The organism is Streptomyces sp. NBC_00086 (genome assembly GCF_026343255.1).
Classification (GTDB): Bacteria; Actinomycetota; Actinomycetes; order Streptomycetales; family Streptomycetaceae; genus Streptomyces.
On record NZ_JAPELZ010000002.1, the window covers coordinates 178001 to 198111 of the forward strand.

Genomic DNA, 20111 nt, shown 5'->3' on the forward strand with positions numbered 1-20111 from the left:
AGGGCTCGTCCCCGGCCGGAGCGCAGGGTCAGCCGCGACGACGCTTGACCATCACCGTGACGCCGAGGCCAAGGCCCACGGCGACGGCGGCGCCGAGTGTCGGCCACTGCCAGGAGATGCCCGTAGGCGCGTCCGCGGCTTCCGCCCGGGGTGGCACCGAGGCTGTCGGATCGGCGCCGGGAGCGGGGGGCTGCGCGGCGGCCGGGGCGGCCAGGGGGTCGACGTCGGGCGCCCCCGGGTCTCCCTCGTGGTCGAGCAGCACCTTGCGGGGGCGGGCGGTTCCGTAGCCGAGCCAGTCGCTGCGCTTGGAGCCGTCGATGGGGCCCCCGGCAGTCTGGATGAGGACACGGGCCACCTGGTTCGCCGTCCAGTCGGGGTGGGCCGACCAGACGAGCGCGGCGGAGGCGGAGACCAGACTGGTCGCGTACGAGGTACCGCCGTCGCCCACGCACCAGCCCTTGTTCTCGGTGCAGCGGATTTGGACCTTGCCACCGATGGAGGTCAGGTCCGTGTCCGGCCCGTGGGAGCTGAACGGCATGGCCTTACCGTCCTCGCCGACGGCTCCCACGCCGATCACTCCCGGCAGTCCGGCGATCGCGTTGGTCCAGTTCTTGCGCTCGCCCTCGTTGCCCATGGCGGCGAACACGAGCGCGCCCTTGCTCTGGGCGTACTCGACGGCGGGCTTGACCTTGTCCATCGGCCAGTCCGGAGTCCAGCCGATGGACAAGTTGATGATCTTGGCGCCGTTGTCGGCCGCGTACCGGATCCCTCTGGCGGCTTCGGATGCCACGGCGAAGGCCATGGGTGTACCGATGCTGGTGCGGATGGGCAGTACCTTGGCGCCGGGGGCGAGGCCCCGCGGGCTGCCCGCTGAGCCGTCGCCGACGATCGCCGCGGTCATGCTGGTTCCGTGCCCGACGAAGTCCTCGTGCGGGGGGTAGGTGACGTCCGGGCGCTCGAAGGGCGGTTCCATGAACGAAATGCCTTGGAGGACTCGCCCCTTCAGTCCTGGCAGGTCCGTGACACCACTGTCGATGACGGCGACCGTGATGCCGCTGCCGTCCGCGACCTTCCACATCTCCTGGGCCTTCATCTTCGTGAGGTAGCCCCGCGGGTCGGTGTCGGCGGCCGCCGGCACCGCGGTGCCGGCGCTGACCGTCAGCACCGCGGCGACGACGCCCGCCGCCCGCCGCCACGACCCGTGTCGACGTGTGGTGTCCTGCATTTTCGCGCCTCTCTGTGCCCAAGTGTCCATGCGTCCATGCGCTGGGCAGGGATGTGAAGTGCCCGCACGGCACCGGCTCGGTCCGTACCGGATCAAGGTGTGCCCGGCTCAGCTGCCGGAGGCGCGGAACGCGATGGCCCCGTACAGGGGGGCGGCCCCCGTTTCGACCATGACGAGATTGCCGTTGCGGTAGTCGACGACGAGTCCCGAGACGGGAAGAGCGCTGTCCGGCGCGGTGACCGTGCCGATCTTGGCAGGGGTCCCGTCCTTGGCCGCGTACGACTGGATGTTCATGTCGCTGACGCTCTTTCCGCCCAGGACGTAGACGGCGTCCTTGTCCGTGCCCAGGAACCGGGGTGTGGTCGCCGTACCGACCGGCTTGCTCCACATCTGCGTGCCGGTGGCCAGGTCGTAGGCGACGACGGAGGCGGGGACGGTCAGGCTCGTTGTCTCTCCGGCGATCACGTACGCGGTGGTCGCGTCGGCGTCGAAGGCGATGTCGAAGCGTGTTGCCCAGTTCGCCCGTTCCACGGGGTGCAGCAACACGGGACCCGCGGTGGTGGCGAGCGGGATACGACGGGCGATGGAGCCGTCGCGGCCGAAGGTGACGAGCTCCGGCGGCGGGGGATTGCCGGCGAGGCCGTCGGGCAGGACCAGTGCCGCCGGAGCGCCGTTGCCGACCAGCCGCACCCGCCCACCCTCCGGAGGGGTCATCGGCACGGCGGTCGCGTCCACCTGGCGGCCCTTGGCCGCGTCGAGGGTGCTCACCGACCAGGTCCAGTCGGCCTTGCCCAAGGTCTCCAGCCCCATCATCACTGTGATGCGGTCGCCTCGCGCGGTCATGTCGGTGTTCCGGACGTGGAGGCGCGCCCTGGGGCTGGCCCAGGTCCACGCCACCTTCTTGTCCGGACGCAGGGCGACCACGGTGGTCGGTGTCATCACGGCCAGGACGTCACCGTCCACGAAGGCGAGCGTGGCGCCGTCGTCGGTGACGGGCTTCCCGTCCACCGGGACTCCGGCCACCTGCGTGGTCCAGCGGACGGCGCCGTCCTTGCGGGTGTCGATCAGCGACACCCGGTCGCAACTGGCGGTGGCGGCCAGGGGGTCGCCCTTGACCCATCCAATGGCTCCGAGCCCGCTCCTGCTGAGGCCTTCGGTCATCGCGCACGGACGCATGTCCGGCTCGGGCGGGGTGACGGTGCCGAGCCGCTCGCCGGTCTTCGAGTCGTAGATCTCCACGCCGGTGCGGCGGCCGATGTAGTAGGCCGTGTCCGTGTTCCAGTTGCCGAGCAGTTTGACGAGGAGGGAGTCGCCCTTGACCGGAGGCGTCTTCCAGGCCTGGGCCATGCGGGCGGGCGCGTACGGTCCCGCGGGGCCTTTGCCGGTCGCGGAGTCCTTCCCGCCCGCGATCCCTCCGCAGCCGGCGATTCCGGCGACCCCGGCGACGAGGAGCGCCAGAGAGGCGGCGCCGGCCCGCGTCCACCGTCCGACACTCCGGCGTGGGAGGGCCGGGGCCGCTCCGGTGGGCTCTGATGCCTGGTGTGGGGAGCAGGTCGGTGTGTGCGCGGGCACGGGTGACGCCTTTCGTGCTGGTGTCCGAGTGATCGCCCGACCGAAGGCGGGCGATCACTCGGGGGCTTCTCGTGGTCCTGGTCAGCTGCTCTTGTCAGGGTTTGCTTTTCGACAGTTTGCTGATTGTACGAGGGGCGCGGAACTTGTCGCGCTTGCGGCCCAGTTCCGCGCGATCGCCACCGGGCCAGGCTCAGTCGAAGCGCACCGGCAGGTACTTGACCCCGTTGATGAAGTCCGACCGCAGCTGGCGGACCTCGCCCGTCAGGCCGAAGTCCGGGTGGCGGCGGAGCAGGCGCTCCGACGCCGTTGTGCTGTTCGACTGGCTGATGAGCACCGATCTGAACGCCGTGCCGATCACGCATCCGGCACAGAATTGGGCGCTCGTGGACCTGGTGGGAGCCTTCGCGGAACTCGCGCGTACGCACCGGGCCGTCCCGCCGCCGAGGTCCTGCCGTTGCTGATACGTGCCGCGGACCGGGCGTTGCTGGGGTTCTCGCGCGCGGACCCGGTGGGAGCATGCGCCCGCCGCGTTCCCCGCGGACGCCACCGCACCGTGGTGAGGGTGCCGCCGGGAACGGTTAGGGTGCGTCGGGAACGTGATCGCGCACCCGTGGGGGATGGAATGACAGTGCACCGGCCCGGACTGCCGCAGGATCTGCCCGCGCCGGAGGTCCTGTGGGCCCGGTGGAGCGCGGTCGCCGTGCTGGAGGCGACGACCGAGGCGGAGCAGAAGCCGCCGGTCCACCGCACGGGCTGCTGGATCGACGACCGTGGGCTGCACCTCGACGACTGCGGCTGCACCTGGTGGACGTTGAAGCCGCTGGGCGGGGACCGGTTCGTGCTCTTCGGTGAGGACGAGTCCAGCGGGGTCAAGTGGCACGAGCCGCCGGTCGACATGCTTGCCGGGGCTCCGGACTGGCTCCCCTACGACGAGCTCCGTGAGCTGATCGCGGGAAACGAGCTGGGGTGCGTGTACTGGTCCGAGAACGGGTCCTGGGCACGGGCTCCGTACCCGGCGGACCTCGATGACGACGGTCTCGACTGCGGGTTGAGCCGTTTCGTCAACGAGGACGAGCTGCTGCGGGAGCTCGACGGCGGGGCGGTCCTCGGGGAGGCCCGCGCGGAGCTGGTGCGCCGCGCCGAGCGGTACGAGCTGACGCCGGAGCTGCTGGAGACCCTCGTCCGCGGTTCGGGCGGCGAGCCCGCTGATCTGCCGGCCATGCTGCGCGCCCTGCGGCGCTCGGGCCTGTCCCACGGGAGCCCGCAGCCGGCCGCGTGACGTCGGGGGGCTTCCTCGGCGAAGGGGAGAAGGGACGGCTGGCCACGGCAGCCGCCCGCGCCGGCCTTCCCGAACCCGCCCTGGCCGCCGCCGTCGCCTCTCCCGCTGCGCACGGATGCCGGGAAGCCGGGGCACCCGCCGTCGTGTGCTGTGTGGTCACCGCCTTCTATTGGCGGTACCCGCTCAGGAAGCGGCCGATCCGGCTGATTGCCGCGTCCAGGTCGTCGGCGTAGGGCAGGGTCAGGATGCGGAAGTGGTCGGGGCGGGGCCAGTTGAAGCCCGTGCCCTGGACCACCTGGATCTTTTCCCGCAGCAGCAGGTCCAGCACGAACCGCTCGTCGTCGTGGATCGGGTGCACCTTGGGGTCGATGCGCGGGAACGCGTACAGCGCGCCCTTCGGCTTCACGCAGGACACACCGGGGATCTCGTTCAGCTTCTCCCAGGCGCGGTCGCGCTGTTCGAGGAGGCGGCCGCCCGGGGCGGTCAGCTCCTTGATGGACTGGCGTCCGCCGAGCGCGGCCTGGATGGCGTACTGGGCCGGGGCGTTGGGGCACAGCCGCATGGAGGCGAGCATGGTCAGCCCCTCCAGGTAGCTGCGCGCGTGCTGCCGGGGGCCGCTCACCACGAGCCAGCCGGACCGGAATCCCGCCACCCGGTACGTCTTCGAGAGTCCGCAGAAGGTGAGGACGACCAGGTCGGGGGCGAGGACGGCGGCGTGGTGGTGGACCTCGTCGTCGTACAGGATCTGGTCGTAGATCTCGTCGGCGAAGACCATCAGACCGTGGCGACGGGCTAGTTCGAGAATGCCTTCCAGGATCTCCCGGGGGTAGACGGCGCCCGTGGGGTTGTTCGGGTTGATGATGACCACGGCCTTGGTGCGGTCCGTGATCTTGGACGCCATGTCGTCGAGGTCCGGGTACCAGTCGGCGGACTCGTCGCAGATGTAGTGCACGGCCTTGCCACCCGCGAGGGTGGTCACGGCGGTCCAGAGCGGGAAGTCGGGGGCGGGGATGAGGACCTCGTCCCCGTCCTCCAGCAGTGCCTGGACGGCCATGGAGACCAGCTCGGAGACGCCGTTGCCGAGGAAGACGTCGTCCACCGTCACATCGGTCAGGCCGACGGCCTGGTAGCGCTGGACGACGGCCCGGCGGGCGGAGAGCACCCCGCGCGCGTCGGTGTACCCGTGGGCCTGGGGGAGCATCCGGATCATGTCCTGGACGATCTCCTCCGGCGCCTCGAAGCCGAAGGCGGCCGGGTTGCCGGTGTTGAGGCGCAGCACGCTGTGGCCCGCCTCCTCCAGCGCGTTGGCGTGCTCGATCACCGGCCCCCGGATCTCGTAGCAGACCTCGCTGAGCTTGCTCGACTGCCTGAACTCCATGCCGTGCCCTCCCTGTTCTTGCTGTTCCCGCTGTTCCCGCACTCCGGACTACCTGCTTGGTTTTACCAAGTAGAAGCTTGGAAAGTCCAACATCCTGTCTAGACTCGCTGCATGTCACCTCGTCAGCCACGCCGTCGAAGCTACGACCAGTACTGCGCCTCGGCCCGCGCCCTGGACGCGGTAGGGGACCGCTGGACCCTGCTGATCGTCCGGGAGCTGCTGGCCGGCCCCCGCCGGTACACCGACCTCCACGCCGACCTGCCCGGCGTCTCCACCGACGTACTGGCCGGCCGGCTCAAGGACATGGAGGCGCAGGGCCTGGCGACCCGCCGCAAGCTGCCCCCGCCGGCCCCCGCGACCGTGTACGAGCTGACCGCGCGCGGCGCCGGACTGCTGCCCGTGCTCACGGCGCTCGCCGAATGGGGCGCCCCCGACCTCGCCGAACGCCGCCCCACCGACGCGCTGCGCGCGCACTGGTACGCCCTGCCCCTGCTCCGCCGCCTCCCGGCGACCGGGGGCCCGGCCGTGGTCGACGTGGTCCTCGACGAGGGCGTCTTCCACGTCCGCCTCGGCCCGACCCGGGGGGACGGGCCCGCTTACGGGGACGGACCCGCCGACGCGGCGGACGCCCGCCTCGTCCTCGACGCCGACACCTGCCGGGAGCTCGGCGAGGGCACGCTCGGCCTGGCGCAGGCCTTCAGGGCGGGCCGCTTGGAGGTACACGGCGAGGGGCCGGTGGCCGCCGCACTGCGAGGGGACTGACCCGGCGCGGCTCAGCGTACGTCTGGCCAGTTGATCGACGGGCTTCTGGAGCGTGGCCGTCCTGGCGGCCGCGGCCGTCACGGCACCAACATCCGGGCCCCGGGAAGTACGGGCCATTCCCCACCTGAACCACGGCACAGGGAGCGACTGAGGCGGGGGTCGGCCTACTGGGGACCCGGCTCTCCGTCCAGCGTCGTGAGTCCGTCCAGCCAGCGTGCCCGGCGTTCCGCAGCGGTTTGGTCCCACCATGGGGTGCCGCGTTCACCGAGTGCGACCTTGGCCGTGTGTACGCGGCGGCGGGCTTCGCGTTCCGCCACTTCGTCGTGCGCCCGCAGGGCGGCGCCGACGGCACGCCGGGCCGCCATCAGGTGTTTGCGCAGGCGCTCGGCGGTATCGGTGGGGAGGTCCGGGTCGGTGGCCCGCCAGCGCCTGCCGTGGATGACGACGTAGCGTCCGTCCGGGGTGTGCTCCGGCGGAGAGTCTCGGGACATGCGATCGGATCCTGACGATGGAGGGCGGAGAGGCATCCCCATCCTCGACGGGGGGAGCCGCGGAGCGGCAGGAGGCAGGCGTCGAGTGGGCACGGCCGGCAGCGCGGCAAGCAGCTGGTCCTGGTTGCTCCTGCCCGGTCCGGCGAAAGGGGGAAGCCGGCGAGCTGCCCGTATCGCTCAGCTTCTCCGCGGGGCGAGGAGGGCCCCTTGCGGGAGCCGTCCGGTGAGGCGGTCTGCCGGGACTTCTTCGCCCGTCCGTTCCACCGTGAGCAGGTGCAGCCAGGCGTCCTTCGTAGCGACCAGGGTCTTGTCGGTCGTGCGGCGGATGGTGCCGGGGGGTTGGAGAGGAGGCTGTGGCTCGGAGCTGTGGAGGGGTTCGACCTTGAGGACGGTGAGCCGTTCGCCGTCCGGGGTGTGGGTGTATGCGCCCGGGTGGCGATAGGCGGCGCGTACGGTCCGGCTGACCGACTCGGCGCCGGCGGCGAAGTCGATGCGGTGGTCGTCGTCTGTGGGACGGCCGAAGTACGTGCGCCGGGTCTCGTCCTGGGGCGTGCGCGTGAAGGAGCGTGCGGCGAGCTGGGGGAGCAGGGTGTGGAGCATTTCGATGTTGGCCTTCTCCTGTGCGGCCCGCAGTTCCGATGTGGTTTCCCGGCCGGAGAGCGCCATGGCCCGCTGGGCCAGGAGGGGACCGGAGTCGATTCCGGTGGTCATCTCGATGGCGGAGACGGCGCCGTCGCGTTCGCCGTGGCGCACCATCCAGTAGAACGGCGCCAGTCCCGCGTACCTGGGGAGCGGGCTGGGATGGAAGTTGACGCAGGTGACCCGGGGGACGGCGAGGAGCTCCTCTTTGAAGATCTGCTGGTAGTTGCAGACCACGAAGTAGTCCGCGGCCAGTGATTCCAGTGCCAGGAGCACCGCGGGGGCGTTGACGTGCTCCGGCCGGAGCACGGGTACGCCCAGCCGGCGCGCGTGGTCGGCGAGGTCGACGGGGTCGGGTTCGCCGAGGAAGTAGGAGCACAGCCGGCCGGGCGGCGAGGTGACCAGGCCCACGAGTTCGCTCTCGGGGGAGGTGGTCAGCGGCTCCAGGAAGGGGGCGCCCAGTTTCGAGTTGATTTCCGAGAAGAAGACGATCCGTACGGGCACGCTCATCGGCGTCGGTCTCTTTCGTCCGTCGTGCGCAGACCGGTCAGGCGTAACGGCCGGGTGCGATGGCTGAGTTCGGATCGATCCACTGCTTGAGCCGGCGGACGAGAGCAAGGCCGGCCGGGTCCGGGCTGAGGCGGTCGAGCCAGCCGGCATGGTCGACGTCCAGGCGGTACGGGACGAAGCCCTCGGCGTGGAACAGTTCGTGGGCACGGTCCAGTACCCGGTGGGCCTGGCGTGCCGCTTCCTCGCTGCGGGAGAAGCGGATGGTGACGACGAAGTCGACGAGGTCGGGGGAGAGCCCGTTGACGGTGCAGCCGGGCCGCACACCGCTCTCGTCCTGGATGCGTTCGAGCAGGCCGTACGCGCGGGAGACGCCGTCGCCGTGGAAGGGCACCATGGGCATGAAGAACAGCCAGCCCTCCCCGTGTTTGTCGACGCGGTCGGCGGGCTGGCCCAAGGTGGCTTGGAGCATGGCGTCGTTGTGACCCGGATCGCCCGCGTGCGTGTGCTCCAGCATGGCGACGACGGCGTCGTCGGTATCTGACTGACCGGCGTACGAGAACAGCCCGCACTCCGCCGCTTCCTTGAGGAGTACCTCCGCGAGGGCGGTGGCCGACCGGTGGGTGCCGGTCACGCACAGATGTGCCAGGAATTCCCCCGCCCGGCCGCCGTAGAACTGTGCGGAGACCATGTCATAGACCTTCACCACACCGCTCACCAGGCCCTGTGCCATCCAGCGGCGCAGCATGTCCACGGCCGGTGAGAGCCGGTCGCGGGTGAAGCCGAGGCGCAGCATCCGTTGGGCCTCGGGGCGGGACGGCAGCCGGACGGCGGCCGCTGTGACCACGCCCAGGTCGGACTGGGTGAACAGGTGCAGGAGGCTCGGGCCGAGTCCGTAGGGGTAGACGGCCGCTGGTGGCCGGCCGGGGACCGGCCACCAGCCCGTCCGCACCAGCTCTCCGTCCGGCAGGACGACTTCGAGCCCCGCGAGATCCTCGGTCCGTTGGCGGCGCACGCCCACTCCGCGGTCGAGGATGTTCCCGACGACGCTGGTGTGGGCGGACGCGGCCGTCACGTTGAGCATGCGGTCGCTGCCGGCGAGGAGTGCCGCCAGCGCGCCCTGGGTGACCCCGGGTTCGACCACCGCCCAGCCGTGTACGAGGTCCAGGTCCCGCACACGGTCGAGGCCGCCCAGGTCAAGAGCCACGGCGTGGTCGCGGGCGGGTTCCCGGGAGCCAAGTCCCCAGTTGCGGCCGGTGCTGTACGCGTGCAGGCCGCTGCTCAGGTCCGGGTCGTCGAAGACGCGGAGCACCGCCCGGACCTGTTCCGCCGTGGTCGGGCGCACCACCGCGTGCACGGTCCGCGGCCTGAACATGCTCACGTTCCAGGCCTGCGGGGTGGCGTCCACGCTCCCGTCCGGCCCGATGATCTTCCGTACGGCTTCCAGAGCCCGGGCCAGACCGGGGTCGCAGCACGCGTCCGGTCCTCTCCGCGCCTGGGTCTTCGCGGGCGCGGTCACGACGCGCCGGCCAGGAAGCCGCTCATGCTGACGCGCCCCGCGTAGACGCCCATGAACCGCTGGGCCCGCTCGGGTTGGTGCTGGGCCACCCGCAGGACGTCGAGCAGCGGCTGTGGCACCTCCCAGGCAGCGAACGCCGCGTTGGTCTCGAACGCGTCGGTGGTGCGCCGGTCGCGCTCGGCGGCGTAGGCGGACACCGCCCGGTCCAGCGCCCGGGAGTCCTCGCCCAGCTCCCGCGACACCAGGTCCGCGAGCAGTTCAGCCTGCGCGAAGGCGTCACCGATGCCGTGCGCGCTCGCGGGGTCCCTCGTATGCCCGGCATCACCGACCAGGCCCCAGCCCGGGCCCGCCGAATCACGGTAGAAGTTCGCCAGGTCTCCCGCGCCCACGATCCGCCCGTGCTGCTCACCGGAGGTGAGCGCCGCGTCGATCTCGGGCGCGAGCTCGGCCACCGTCGCACGGAAATGGCGGTCGAGGTCCTGCTTGACCTCCTCGAAGCGGGAGCGGGACCAGCCGACGACCACACAGTGCTGCCCGTGGTGGGTCGGGAAGGCCACCGCCGCCTGGCCGTCGCGGACGAAGACCTGCGATCCCTTGTCCGCCAGCCCGCTCCAGTACCCGTAGAACAGGCAGCTGATGACCCCGAGGTCGCGGTAGGTCCGCGCACCGACGGCACGGGCGAACGGCGAATGCTTGCCGTCGGCGCCGATCACCAGCCGCGCCCGCGCCGTGGACGTCCGCCCGCCGGAGGTGAAGGTCACCCCGGCGATCCGCCCCTCGTGCTCCACAGGGCTCTGGAAGGAGCATCCGGGCCGGAACTCCGCTCCCGCCGCTCCCGCGGCCTCCACGAGAAGCGAGTCCAAGACGGTCCGGCGTGGAGCGACGCAGGAGGTCACACGGCCGGCCGGCAGCGGGGCGGAGCGCACCACCACGTCGTCCGCCAGATGGAAGGACATCTCCTGGATCGGGGGGCATCCGGTGGACATCAGGGGCTCCAGCAGCCCCCAGTCGTCGAGATGAGCGGCGCCCGCCGGGTGCAGGAAATGCGTCGAGACGGTGTCACTGGGGAAGGCGGCTCGGTCCAGCAGCAGCACACGGGCGCCTGACCGGGCGAGGAGCATGGCCGTGGAAGAGCCGGCACAGCGGGCTCCGATGAGGATGACGTCGTACACGAGCTGGGCCTTTGCAGCTGGAGAGACTGTGCCGATTGTTCTGGAATGAAACCGGTTGCGAGCTGTCGGCCGCAATCACCCGTTCAGGGGTGAGGGGAGTGAAATGAAGCGCCGCGGGCCCATCGTCGGCACAGGGCGGATCGACGGGACCTACAGCCCGATGGTGGCGCGCCGGAGCGGTGCGAACACCACGTAAGGCCCTGATGCGCCCCTTTCATCGAGCAGTTGCTCGATGGGGCAGGCCTGCGGCGTGCCCACCCCGAGCCGCGGCGATCCGACGCCGTATCCGCACGGGCACTTGCGGGGAGTCCAGCGTGGCGAGCTGCCCGTGAGCAAGCTGACGACGCCTGGATTGACCTGGAGTCCTGCTACCGCGCCCGGCGGGGAGAAGGCCTACGTCAACCGGACGAAGGACCAGATCAAGGACGCCCCGGAGTACGACGCGGCCAGACAGGCCGGCGAGTCCGACTGCCTGGAGCGGTCCGGCCGGTACTACGGCCAGCCCCACAGCTAGGCGGCGGAGGTCACGCGGGCGCCCGGAAGCCTCCCGCCTCCGCGGGCCGGTGCCCTGGGATGACAGAGGGGCGCCCGTCCGGTGTCCGCCGTGTCTGACGGCAGCCGCCGGCTCCGCGCGCGTGGTGCGCTGCACTGCTCCGGCCGACGCCTTCCCGTCCGTACTGGTGCCGGTACCGGCTGCGGAGGGAGGGAGAAGGCACGGCAGGCGGCCGACTCGTTCAGTGGTCCGGGGCGGGCGCCGTGGCCGTGGCGGATCGCGGCGCGCTCGAACGGGCTTCGCGTCTCCCGCAGGCAGGCGGGCAGGCGGGCAGGCGGGCAGGCGAGCACAGCGCGCCGAGGATGCGCATCTGTCCAAGGGGGTCATCGGAGCCACTTGGACGTTCCTTACGGACCGCAGCCACGCTCCGCCCGCCGACCGTCTTGGCCGGAGTGGCCCCGACCCCGCGCGCTCGGCGATACCGCGGTGCTACACGCCCGTTCGGCCCATGGAGCCCTTGATGAGCGAACAGCCGGCCCTCGCCGATACCCCTGCCCGGCAGCTGCAAGCACCACACCCAGGCCCTGCTCTGCCTCGCCGGACGACGAGCCGACGTGCTTTTCGCCATGCTCCGGGACGCAACCTTCTACGAACCGCAGCCCATTAGGGCCGTCGCTCCGCAGACTTAGACCATGGTCAGGAGGTGATCCGTGGGGCCGTAGTCGATCTTCCAGTCGGCATAGACCCCAACGGCGCCGTCCTTCTGGCACCGCAGCCCGACGGTCACCCAGCGGACCGACCCGTCGCCTGCGAGCGAGAACGCGACCGCGGTCTCGAACTCCTCGCTCCCGCACGGGCAGCCAGCCTCGCCAGGATCTGCGCCCTCCCAGAACTCCTCGCTATCCGCAATGAACGCACGGCCGCCGCAACCAGCGCACACCCGCTCGGCTCCACCCTCGACATCGTCAACGAGCACGAAGAACACGCGCCCGCCACACCCCTTGCAGACGGAAGGAACGATCTTCACCGGACGGCCGTCATCAGCGTTCCGGAGAAACACCGCGAGGTCCGCAGAGACACCCTCGCCAACCTGATCATCAGCATGCACAGGCACATCGTCCCAGACGCCCGAACCAGCACCCGTCGACCTTGACCAAAGAGATAGAGGCACCCCCCCCGAGCCGCTGGAGGAGACGGCCGCCTCCCAGGTGATCGAAGCCCTCTACCAGCACGTGCGGGACGCGCTAGTGGATCACGGCGACGACGTCCGGGTCCGTGAGGGATTCGCCCACCCGCGAACACGGGAACGGCGCCCACATCCAGCGCCAACTGCTCCGCACCGAAGGAAACCTTGCTCAAGTCGTCACCCAGTGCGCACAGCAGACGACTCAGGGCGGACCCGGGGGCGGGACGGCGAAGGCCGGGACGCAGTCCCAGGCCGGCTGTGCGCCTTCGCGCAGCCCCGGAGTCCTGCTGGAGGTAACCAAGGCTTAGGACGGTCAGGGCCGGTTGTGGTCGGACCCTTCTTCGGGTGTCTGCCAGGAGTCCTGCCGGGTTGCCGCCTGCGGGTTCTGATCGGCCGGGCGGGCGACGGGATCCGTGCGGCGGGCTGCGCGTCGGCTGCCGTACCAGAACGCGCCGATCAAGAGGACGACCACCATCACTCCGGCGATGATCAGAAAGAGAGACGACGAGGCTTCGGCTGCGAGGGGAAGGGAAGTGATCATGAACTCCGTCTACCCCGTCTTCCGCCTCGCTCACAGAACCCCATCGGGCAATGAGGCAAAGGCCCCCGTTCGCCGCAGAAGACCGGAAGATCCGGCAGCTCCAGCCACCGACCTGGCCCGGCAACCGTCCTGCCGGTTCCGCCGGCCCGTTGCCGGGCGCAACGACCGCAGGGCAGACCCGTTCGGCGGCCACTCTGCGTCGCTGCGCAAGCCTGTCCCTCCGCGTTCGACGGTGCGCCCACGAGAGCGTGCCGGGGGGCGACTGGAGCGCGCCGTGGCAAGAGACCCGGCTCGGCCCGTCCCCTGCTGAAGCCGCGCCTGCGGGGTGGCCGCCAGGGGCGACCGGAAGCGGTCGCATTGGCGCGGCGACCGAAACGGCAGCGCGCCCGCCGCTCGCGACCGAGGAAGGAGATGTCATGAAGGTCCTGACCTGGCACGGGAAGCGTGACGTCCGCGTCGACACGCTCCCCTGACCCGTCCTGAAGGATCGGACCGATGCGATCGTGAAGATCATCACCACGACCGGCCTGTGTGGTTCGGACCTGCACCTGTACGAGGTGCTCGCCCCCTTCCTCGACGCCGGCGACATCCTCGGGCACGAGCCCAGGGGCATGGTCGAGGAGGTCGGCCCGGAGGGACACCCGCGTCCGCTCCGGAGACTGGGTCGTGGTGCCGTGCAACGTCTCCTGCCGCACCTGCCAGCGGACCGGCCCGGGCTGGCGGTGGGGGCCAGTGCACACGAGACCTCGTCAACCGTGGCGGCGCGAGCACGGAGCCGGCCGCCTCGCCGGCGCGGAGCCCATCTGTGCACGTGCCGGGCAACTCTAGGCGGCCCTCAGATCCTCCACGGTGGAGTCCGATGATCAGCCCGCAGTGACCGAAAATGCCAACGCCGTCGCAGCACTGGACGGGCAGCTGAGCGATTCTCGTCGTCACGGTCGCGGCGAGCAGTTTGCGTTCGGGGCGGGGTGTGGTGGTGCGCCCGTCGCGGAGGGACCCTCGTCCGAGCTCGCCCGGCCCACCGCCGCCTGGCCCGGCCGACTGCGCGTCGGCATGAGTGAGGGCGGGACCGCGCAGCGATCCCGCCCTCACTCATGCCGAGGTCAGCGCTTGAACATGTTCTTGATCTTTTCCTTGGCATCGCGGGCATCGCCCTTGGCCTGCTCCGCGCGGCCTTCCGCCGTCAGCCGCTCGTTGCCCGTCAGGCGTCCAGCGGCCTCCTTGAGCTTGCCCTTGGCCTGCTCGCCCTTCGCCTCGGCCTTCTGCTCACCAGACACAACTGATCACTCCTCTACGGTGGAAAAGCCTTACGGAACCCCGTATGACCGCTGCGAGCCCTCTGAAACAGACAGGACGTGGCGGTAGCGTCCTGCCCGAATTCGGCGAGCCAGTCGGCAGCTTCGGGCAGAGTGAGGCTGCCAGGCGGCGCCCCGCGACCTGCTGGCTACGCGTCCGGAACACACTGACTGCTCGGCTTCAGCAGGCACGGGACGCAATCAGGGGAGCGGACCTGGGCAATGCGGTTGTTGCCAGGCGTACCGAGGGCGGGCGGACGGCTGTTCCCGGCCCCCGGCCGCGCGACACGGACCTGCGGGGCTCAGGTGCGGTCGCGGGGTCGAGGTCACCGGTGATCCTCAGGACGGGCCGGTGGCGGCGTCTCGGGAGGTGATCGTCAGCGGGGGCCGGACGCCAGGACGGACGTCCAGGGAAGCTCGTCGCGGGGGCGCCACGCGACAAGCCGGTTCAGGTAAGGCCGCCCTCTACCGAGGTGATACGGATGGTGCGCCGGGCATGGGCTGAGGGACGGGTGCCAGGCTTGGAGGCAGGTCGGGGCGTTGTTGGGCGTGACTGTATTGGGCTGGGGGCGTTGGCAGGGCATGAACTCAATGAAGCGTGTCTTTGCCGCGGTTGCTTTGGCTGGTGCTGCTCTGTCCGTGGCTGGTGTGGCGCAGGCGGCTGATAGCCCGCTGGGCGCTATGGCCGGTGTTGAGGACCTGGGTGCAGGCTTGCCCACTGATGCCCTGGCAGCAGGGGAAATCGGCGACGTGACGTCACAAGGCGGGCTCGTCGGCACCCTCGCGGGCGGTCTCGGAAAGTAGCCCTCCACCCCGGCCCTTCAGCTTCGGCGGGAAGGACGCCCCACCCCGAGCGGGCAACCCGGCGTGCCCATACGCCGATTGCCACGAGGGCGGAGGTACTGCAAGACGTCGGCCCGCCGATCCGACTGGTGCCGGCGACAGACGACCGGGACACCGGACACCGCCCTGGTCTGGTACGTAGCTCTTCAGGAGCAAGACCGCTGGGGGAGCGGGGCGGGACTCCCGCTTCCCCGCGAGGGGCGGGGTTCCCGCCGGCCACCGCAGCACCGAACCATCTCGACGCACGAGAGGGAGTCACCGTGAGCTTGTTGTCGAGCCGGCCAAGCCGGTCGGCCTGAGCGGTTGTCTTCCCGGGCCCGAGGGCGCGCGGTGGCGCCGCTGCGGGCCCCGCGGGGGTGCTGCTCAGCGGGCGATGGTCCACTGCTGGCCCTGGGAACCGTCGCAGGTCCACACGCCGAGCTTCTTGTAGTCCTCGTGGTAGGTCAGGCAGTCCTGGTCACTGATCCTGATCTGGTAGGTGTCGCCCTTGATGGGGATGACCTCCCACTTCTGGGCGGCGCCGCCCTTCCAGGTGGTGATGGACGCGAAGTAGGTGCTCATGTTCTCGGTGAGGACCGGACCGAGGCCGTTGGCGATCTCGTAGCGGCTGCCGCCCGCCTCCTTGAACGTCCACGTGGAGTTGGTGTCTCCCAGCTTCCCCGCGACCACCGTCGAGCCTGAGGCGGCGTTCGTCGCGGCAGCCCCGAGGTTGTTGACGGTCTTCAGGCGCACAGGGACTCCGACGGGCGGGCGACCTGATCCGGAGGGCGTCGTCGCCGCGCTGTCGGCGCGGAAACCGGGACGGGGGCCGGGCTGGGCGGGTACGCCCGGGGTGATGGGGGTGTCGCCGGGACCGGGCGTCTCGCCCTTGGGGACGCCGGGGGTCGTGGCCGGCACCATCGTGGGGCGGAAGTCGACGGTGGAGCCGTTGCGGTCCCACAGGCCGTAGAAGCCCCAGTTGATCCATCCGCCGTCGCCGTGGTTGGTGAAGCTGCCGCCGCCGGAGAAGATCCAGATCCGGTAGGTCTGGTCCTCGCGCGAAGTCGCGTCGTTGTAATCGATGTCGCCCTGGTACGCCACGTCCTTGAGGTTCGCGGTGTAGGGGTGGACGAACCAGGGGTCCCCGAAGGCGTTCTTGCCCTTGACGTCGAAAATCATGATGTTGTAATTGCCGCCGGTGTGGTTCGTCAGCATCTCGAGCAGGCCCTTGACGAACCCCTCGCGGGCCAGCTTCTTGGCCTCACCGCTCTGCTGGGACGCCAGAATGCACCACGACAGCGCGCCGGTGCCGAAAGACCCCGGCGACACGGCGGCCGCGGCGTTGCAGTTCTCGACGGGCCCGTTGACCGAGCCGTCCGCGAGTGCGGGCTGTGCCAGCCCCCCGACCGCCAGGGCACTTACACAGACAGCGGCCAGAACCGACAGTTTCCTTCTCGAACGCACGGCTTCTCCTCAGGGGGTGGCGAGCACAGCTACGTGCGCCAAGAGCCGTGAAAGGGGCGTCGAGGTGCACCCGGTTCCGGACAAACGTCATCCGGCCACGGACGCGGGGGGCTGCAACCCGAAGGGAGCGGCGCTGGATCACGAGGGCCTCGATGGTGCGACGACGTGGCTTACGCGTACCTCCGGCGCGGGCGCCGGCGCCCGCAATCGGCACGTGATCACTGACTGTCCCGGCTTGCTGCTGGTGGTCGCGGTCACCGCCGCCAATGTGGGCGACCGCGAGCCTGCGGTGCCCCTCCTGCAACGGGTAAGGGCCACACCGCTCGCTCCGTCTGATCTGGGCGGACGGCGGCTGCACCGGCATGCTCACCGACTGGGCACGGGAGAAGCTCCACCTCGTCCTGGAGACCGTCAAGCGGAGTGACGAGACGCGTTTCGTGGCGCTGCGAGGCGGTGGGTGGTCGCGAGGTCGCTGAGCTGGCTGATGCGTTCGCGTCGGCTGGTCCGCGACTACGAGACGCTGCCCGCGACCAGCGAGTCCATGATCTTGTGGTCGATGACCATGCTCATGTGCCGCCGCCGCCTCGCCCGCCGCACCCACACGACCACGCGGTCGATGTCCCTGGCAGCCTGAACCGCGCCGTCACGGCTTCACTGTTCTCTGTCACCGGACTTGGACCGTTTGCCGTGAAAGCCGGATCATGTGCCGTGGGCGGCTACAGGCCAGAAGCAGGTACGGCGCGTTCCCACTGCTCCTCGAACACTTCGGGTGATCTCCTGGCCTGCCAACTCCGGGTCGAAGAAGTCGACGACCGGCGGGTTGAAGGGCCAGTCGTCAGGTCCGCTCCTGACGCGGCCGCTTCCGTCCTCGGCCAGCTCCACTTCGCGGGTCCGGCGCCCGTCCGATTCAACCTCCATGAGGTAGACCGGGCCGCCGTCGTCCTCGCCGTCCCAGTGACGCCGTACGTACACGATGCTCCTGTCCGCGAGTGCGCCGAAGCCAGGAAGCCCGCGCTGTACGTCGCGTTTGGCCCGCAGGTCGTCCAGACCTGGAGGCATGAGTGGCGCATCGATGTCGACTTCTTCGAGTTTTTCGCCCTCGGCCCAGGTCACCGACTCCTGCCCGGTGACAGCCTCGGTCCACGCGAACGTTTCCAGGATCTCCCGGGCCGACCGCGCGTGGACCCACCACCATGAACCGCCCATCCCATAGTCGTGCAGGACGAGGAACCGTGTTTTGGCTGCGGGATTTGAAAGAGTCACAGGACCGGACCCTAACAACGGAGCTATCAGACCTGTTCAGGTGGTCGGTCCACCTTGGATGGCAAAAGATCAGGGTTCAGCGACAGAGGACAGTTACGCTGTCACGCCGTGACGCCGTGACGCCGTGACGCCGTGACGCCGTGACGCCGTGACGCCGTGACGCCGTGACGCCGTGACGCCGTGACGCCGTGACGCCGTGACGCCGTGACGCCGTGACGCCGTGACGCCGTGACGCCGTGACGCCGTGACGCCGTGACGCCGTGACGCCGTGACGCCGTGACGCCGTGACGCCGTGACGCCGTGACGCCGTGACGCCGTGACGCCGTGACGCCGTGACGCCGTGACGCCGTGACGCCGTGACGCCGTGACGCCGTCACGATGCTGAACTCCCCGGACTGGTGCCGGATGCTCCACCCGCGTTCGGCCGGGCGTTTCGCCTGCGAACGGACTCTCTCGGCGGCCACCAGCTCCCGCACCGACGCGGAATTAGCTCCTGACCAGCGGAATCTCAACGGTCATGACCGGAAAGACAACGACTTCTCAGACCAATCCGGCTGCGGTTGCGCATTGATCTCCTTTGGGTGAGCAGGAGTGGTGGAACGAGACGCCAACCCCCTTGGAGGGAAAAGACGATGGCAGACGACATGCAGACGGAGAATGTCTCCCTGGACGGCATTTCCGCGGGTGAGCAGATCATCGCCGCGCTGGACAGGCTTCCCGCACCCGTAGTGGTGGCCTTGAAGCAGTTGATGGTCTCGTTCGGTTTTCCGCCCTCGGGCACCGTCAATGAGATGCCTTCCGGAGTCGCCCCTGCGCTGACCGCGGTCGCGGACGCGTTCTGCGGGAGCACCGCGGGAGGGCATGGGGCGGGCTCGCCCGGTGGGGGAACTCCGGCTTTCCCGAGTACGCCACCGCTTCCTCCGCCCCCGCCCGGTGTGATCACCGGCTAGATGCAGCGGACCTCATCGTCCGTCGCGCCGCCGTACGCGTCGCGCACAGGGCCGGGACAGCGAGGGGCGCCAAGGTGCGGGGCACCGCCCGGCCGCGCTGACGTGCGGGGCGGCGGGCAGGTTGTACGGCCTCGCGGAGCGGTTGACGGACCGGTTCAGGTGTGGAGGCGGCTGTTGGTTCCGTCGTGGCTGTCGGCGTGTTCGTCGTTGAACCAGCAGTCGCCGGCGGCGAGGTAGCGGAAAAAGTGTGCGCTGTGGCGGGGCAGGCGGACGGTCGCGGCGCGGGTGCCGTCACAGCAAGGCTGAAGGGGGTGGGCGGCGGGGTTCCAGTGGTTGAAGTCGCCCACCACGCTGACCGGCCCGTCGGGAGTGTCCTCGGGGAGGACGAAGGCGACCTGCGCACGGTTCTTCAACTGCTTGCGTTCGAGCACGTGCGTGGACTCCAGCCGGTGAGGAACGAGTTCGCCTGTGCATCCTCGTGCGTCCCGGGCCGAAAAGGGCGGTACGCGGCCGGGCGCAGGCGTGGAGGTCACCCGGCCGGTCTCCGGATCGGCCGTTCCTCGGTCCGCCCTATGTCCCGGTGGGCAGGGGAGGGTTTGGGCGGGCCGGGTGCGGGGCTGTCTGGTCAGCGATGGGTGATGGTGAAGAGCTGGTCGGTGCAGGTCAGTTCGAGCCGGTGGGTGCCCTGCGGGCCTGGGGGCGTGCAGGTGGATGTGTCGGCCGCGTTCGTTGGCGGCCAGGCGGGCCTCCAGGAGGACGGTGAGGCCGGTGGAGTCGCAGAAGGTGAGGTTGCTCAGGTCGATGATGATCTCGTCGGGACAGCCCGGGCGGGTGAGGGCCTCGAGCAGGCCTCGCCTCAGGCCTGACTCGGCTTGTCATGTGATCTCTGTCCGCTTGGAGCTGGGCGCCTCTCCGGAAGGGCGCGGTTTCTGATCACGCGGAAGGAGAGAGCTGTTCGCGCACCCATTCGGGATTGGGGTTGGTGTGTGGCCGGCCCGCCACGACGACAGTCGGCACGGTCTCATTGCCGTCGTTGGCTGCCCTCACCGCTGCGGCTCCCGCCGGGTCGCGCCAGATGTTGACCCAGTGCAGATGGCGGGCGCTGCGGCCCAGCCGGATGCGCAGTCGTATGCAGTACTTGCAGCCCGGACGCCAGAAGACGACCGGTCGGCCGTCGCCGGCACTGCGGCGTTGTGCCTCCAGTGTGCCGAGCGACCTCGGGAAGATCAGGGGCGAGTTGACACCGGCAAGCGCGAGGAACGCCAGTAGGAGTGCTGTGGCTGTGCCGGGGCTTCCCTTGGAGATCATCCCAGTCGCGACGGCTGAGCCGCAGAACACAATCAGTATCGGCAGGATCCAAGCGCGCATCATGGCGACGCAGTCTATCGATGAGTCGAAATGCTCCTCGGACTAGGTCACTCGCTTGGGTGTTCGCCGGACGCTGCGGTCTTGGTCTGATCACGTGCTCCGACCGAGGACACGCGTGACCACGACGAAGTTCGTGAAGGGGAATTTGCTGCCTGATCATGTTCCGGGGAAGCGTCATTCCAGTC

Annotated in this window: 21 protein-coding genes and 2 pseudogenes; 7 read left to right on the top strand and 16 right to left on the bottom strand. The window is 70.1% G+C overall.

The genetic code is table 11. From position 1 onward, the window contains the following. Window positions 1-28 precede the first annotated feature (28 nt). The 3 genes from OG276_RS37910 to OG276_RS37920 all read right to left on the bottom strand — a co-directional run bounded on the left by OG276_RS37910 (window position 29) and on the right by OG276_RS37920 (window position 3155). Window positions 29-1225, bottom strand: coding sequence for a S8 family serine peptidase (locus tag OG276_RS37910; RefSeq protein ID WP_266913881.1), 1197 nt, complete (start codon window positions 1223-1225; stop codon window positions 29-31). Window positions 1226-1333: 108 nt separating this feature from the next. Continuing rightward, window positions 1334-2572 (bottom strand): PQQ-binding-like beta-propeller repeat protein, encoded by a 1239-nt coding sequence (locus tag OG276_RS37915; RefSeq protein ID WP_266913883.1) that lies wholly within the window; start codon window positions 2570-2572, stop codon window positions 1334-1336. A gap of 415 nt (window positions 2573-2987) precedes the next feature. Beyond that, entirely contained in the window at window positions 2988-3155 is a 168-nt protein-coding gene (locus tag OG276_RS37920; protein WP_266913885.1) for a hypothetical protein, read from the bottom strand. Window positions 3156-3419: 264 nt separating this feature from the next. Here OG276_RS37920 and OG276_RS37925 point away from each other — a divergent pair, with 264 nt between their 5' ends. Further along, window positions 3420-4076, top strand: a complete 657-nt coding sequence (locus OG276_RS37925; RefSeq protein WP_266913887.1) for a hypothetical protein — start codon at window positions 3420-3422, stop codon at window positions 4074-4076. Window positions 4077-4242: 166 nt separating this feature from the next. Here OG276_RS37925 and OG276_RS37930 read toward each other — a convergent pair whose 3' ends face one another. Continuing rightward, window positions 4243-5454: a pyridoxal phosphate-dependent aminotransferase gene (locus OG276_RS37930; RefSeq protein ID WP_266913889.1), complete on the bottom strand. Its 1212-nt coding sequence runs from the start codon at window positions 5452-5454 to the stop codon at window positions 4243-4245. Between the two features lie 111 nt (window positions 5455-5565). Between OG276_RS37930 and OG276_RS37935 the strand changes: the two genes are divergently transcribed. Further along, window positions 5566-6216 carry a helix-turn-helix domain-containing protein gene (locus OG276_RS37935; RefSeq protein ID WP_266913891.1) on the top strand — a complete coding sequence of 217 codons (651 nt, stop codon included), beginning with the start codon at window positions 5566-5568 and terminating at the stop codon, window positions 6214-6216. Between the two features lie 164 nt (window positions 6217-6380). Here OG276_RS37935 and OG276_RS37940 read toward each other — a convergent pair whose 3' ends face one another. From OG276_RS37940 to OG276_RS37955, 4 genes are all read right to left on the bottom strand, one after another. Further along, window positions 6381-6707 carry a hypothetical protein gene (locus tag OG276_RS37940; RefSeq protein ID WP_266913893.1) on the bottom strand — a complete coding sequence of 109 codons (327 nt, stop codon included), beginning with the start codon at window positions 6705-6707 and terminating at the stop codon, window positions 6381-6383. Between the two features lie 177 nt (window positions 6708-6884). After that, window positions 6885-7856: a methionyl-tRNA formyltransferase gene (locus OG276_RS37945; RefSeq protein ID WP_266913895.1), complete on the bottom strand. Its 972-nt coding sequence runs from the start codon at window positions 7854-7856 to the stop codon at window positions 6885-6887. Window positions 7857-7893: 37 nt separating this feature from the next. After that, window positions 7894-9372, bottom strand: coding sequence for an FAD-binding oxidoreductase (locus OG276_RS37950; protein ID WP_266913897.1), 1479 nt, complete (start codon window positions 9370-9372; stop codon window positions 7894-7896). Next, a complete protein-coding gene (locus OG276_RS37955) occupies window positions 9369-10544 on the bottom strand; it encodes an NAD(P)/FAD-dependent oxidoreductase (RefSeq protein WP_266913899.1) in 1176 nt (391 codons plus the stop codon). Before OG276_RS37955 ends, OG276_RS37950 begins: the two co-directional genes overlap by 4 nt. Before the next feature lie 328 nt (window positions 10545-10872). Between OG276_RS37955 and OG276_RS37960 the strand changes: the two genes are divergently transcribed. Further along, window positions 10873-11058: a hypothetical protein gene (locus OG276_RS37960; protein WP_266913901.1), complete on the top strand. Its 186-nt coding sequence runs from the start codon at window positions 10873-10875 to the stop codon at window positions 11056-11058. 664 nt (window positions 11059-11722) lie between these two features. Here the strand turns inward: OG276_RS37960 and OG276_RS37965 are convergent. Then, window positions 11723-12145, bottom strand: a complete 423-nt coding sequence (locus tag OG276_RS37965; protein WP_266913903.1) for a hypothetical protein — start codon at window positions 12143-12145, stop codon at window positions 11723-11725. A 391-nt stretch (window positions 12146-12536) separates the two neighbouring features. Beyond that, window positions 12537-12764 carry a DUF6479 family protein gene (locus OG276_RS37970; protein ID WP_266913905.1) on the bottom strand — a complete coding sequence of 76 codons (228 nt, stop codon included), beginning with the start codon at window positions 12762-12764 and terminating at the stop codon, window positions 12537-12539. 416 nt (window positions 12765-13180) lie between these two features. On the opposite strand from OG276_RS37970, the pseudogene OG276_RS37975 reads away from it, so the two are divergent. Continuing rightward, a pseudogene (locus OG276_RS37975) lies at window positions 13181-13454 on the top strand (alcohol dehydrogenase catalytic domain-containing protein); the annotation flags it as partial. Between the two features lie 413 nt (window positions 13455-13867). Here OG276_RS37975 and OG276_RS37980 read toward each other — a convergent pair. Next, window positions 13868-14041, bottom strand: a complete 174-nt coding sequence (locus OG276_RS37980) for a CsbD family protein (RefSeq protein ID WP_266875442.1) — start codon at window positions 14039-14041, stop codon at window positions 13868-13870. Window positions 14042-14641: 600 nt separating this feature from the next. Between OG276_RS37980 and OG276_RS37985 the strand changes: the two genes are divergently transcribed. Beyond that, a complete protein-coding gene (locus tag OG276_RS37985; RefSeq protein ID WP_266913907.1) occupies window positions 14642-14863 on the top strand; it encodes a hypothetical protein in 222 nt (73 codons plus the stop codon). A 402-nt stretch (window positions 14864-15265) separates the two neighbouring features. On the opposite strand, the gene OG276_RS37990 is transcribed toward OG276_RS37985, so the two are convergent. Further along, window positions 15266-16345 (bottom strand): RICIN domain-containing protein, encoded by a 1080-nt coding sequence (locus OG276_RS37990; RefSeq protein WP_266913909.1) that lies wholly within the window; start codon window positions 16343-16345, stop codon window positions 15266-15268. Between the two features lie 484 nt (window positions 16346-16829). On the opposite strand from OG276_RS37990, the gene OG276_RS37995 reads away from it, so the two are divergent. After that, entirely contained in the window at window positions 16830-16979 is a 150-nt protein-coding gene (locus OG276_RS37995) for a hypothetical protein (RefSeq protein WP_323182422.1), read from the top strand. A gap of 65 nt (window positions 16980-17044) precedes the next feature. On the opposite strand, the gene OG276_RS38000 is transcribed toward OG276_RS37995, so the two are convergent. Next, entirely contained in the window at window positions 17045-17608 is a 564-nt protein-coding gene (locus OG276_RS38000) for a hypothetical protein (protein WP_266913911.1), read from the bottom strand. A gap of 632 nt (window positions 17609-18240) precedes the next feature. Here OG276_RS38000 and OG276_RS38005 point away from each other — a divergent pair. After that, entirely contained in the window at window positions 18241-18558 is a 318-nt protein-coding gene (locus tag OG276_RS38005) for a hypothetical protein (protein WP_266913913.1), read from the top strand. A 155-nt stretch (window positions 18559-18713) separates the two neighbouring features. Here OG276_RS38005 and OG276_RS38010 read toward each other — a convergent pair whose 3' ends face one another. The 3 genes and pseudogenes from OG276_RS38010 to OG276_RS38020 form a co-directional block, all read right to left on the bottom strand. Then, entirely contained in the window at window positions 18714-18989 is a 276-nt protein-coding gene (locus OG276_RS38010; RefSeq protein WP_266913915.1) for an isoamylase early set domain-containing protein, read from the bottom strand. Window positions 18990-19253: 264 nt separating this feature from the next. After that, a pseudogene (locus OG276_RS38015) lies at window positions 19254-19418 on the bottom strand (STAS domain-containing protein); the annotation flags it as partial. 73 nt (window positions 19419-19491) lie between these two features. Continuing rightward, complete coding sequence (locus OG276_RS38020; RefSeq protein ID WP_266913917.1) at window positions 19492-19929, bottom strand: glutaredoxin domain-containing protein; 438 nt, start codon at window positions 19927-19929, stop codon at window positions 19492-19494. Between the last annotated feature and the right edge of the window lie 182 nt (window positions 19930-20111).

Bases quoted from the DNA above. Each gene is read 5' to 3' on its own strand.
- OG276_RS37945 (WP_266913895.1), bottom strand. From the start codon at position 7,856: ATGAGCGTGCCCGTACGGATCGTCTTCTTCTCGGAAATCAACTCGAAA.
- OG276_RS37940 (WP_266913893.1), bottom strand. From the start codon at position 6,707: ATGTCCCGAGACTCTCCGCCGGAGCACACCCCGGACGGACGCTACGTC.
- OG276_RS37935 (WP_266913891.1), top strand. From the start codon at position 5,566: ATGTCACCTCGTCAGCCACGCCGTCGAAGCTACGACCAGTACTGCGCC.
- OG276_RS37985 (WP_266913907.1), top strand. From the start codon at position 14,642: ATGAACTCAATGAAGCGTGTCTTTGCCGCGGTTGCTTTGGCTGGTGCT.
- OG276_RS37910 (WP_266913881.1), bottom strand. From the start codon at position 1,225: ATGCAGGACACCACACGTCGACACGGGTCGTGGCGGCGGGCGGCGGGC.
- OG276_RS38020 (WP_266913917.1), bottom strand. From the start codon at position 19,929: ATGATGCGCGCTTGGATCCTGCCGATACTGATTGTGTTCTGCGGCTCA.
- OG276_RS37970 (WP_266913905.1), bottom strand. From the start codon at position 12,764: ATGATCACTTCCCTTCCCCTCGCAGCCGAAGCCTCGTCGTCTCTCTTT.
- OG276_RS37915 (WP_266913883.1), bottom strand. From the start codon at position 2,572: ATGGCCCAGGCCTGGAAGACGCCTCCGGTCAAGGGCGACTCCCTCCTC.
- OG276_RS37995 (WP_323182422.1), top strand. From the start codon at position 16,830: ATGCGTTCGCGTCGGCTGGTCCGCGACTACGAGACGCTGCCCGCGACC.
- OG276_RS37930 (WP_266913889.1), bottom strand. From the start codon at position 5,454: ATGGAGTTCAGGCAGTCGAGCAAGCTCAGCGAGGTCTGCTACGAGATC.
- OG276_RS37925 (WP_266913887.1), top strand. From the start codon at position 3,420: ATGACAGTGCACCGGCCCGGACTGCCGCAGGATCTGCCCGCGCCGGAG.
- OG276_RS38005 (WP_266913913.1), top strand. From the start codon at position 18,241: ATGGCAGACGACATGCAGACGGAGAATGTCTCCCTGGACGGCATTTCC.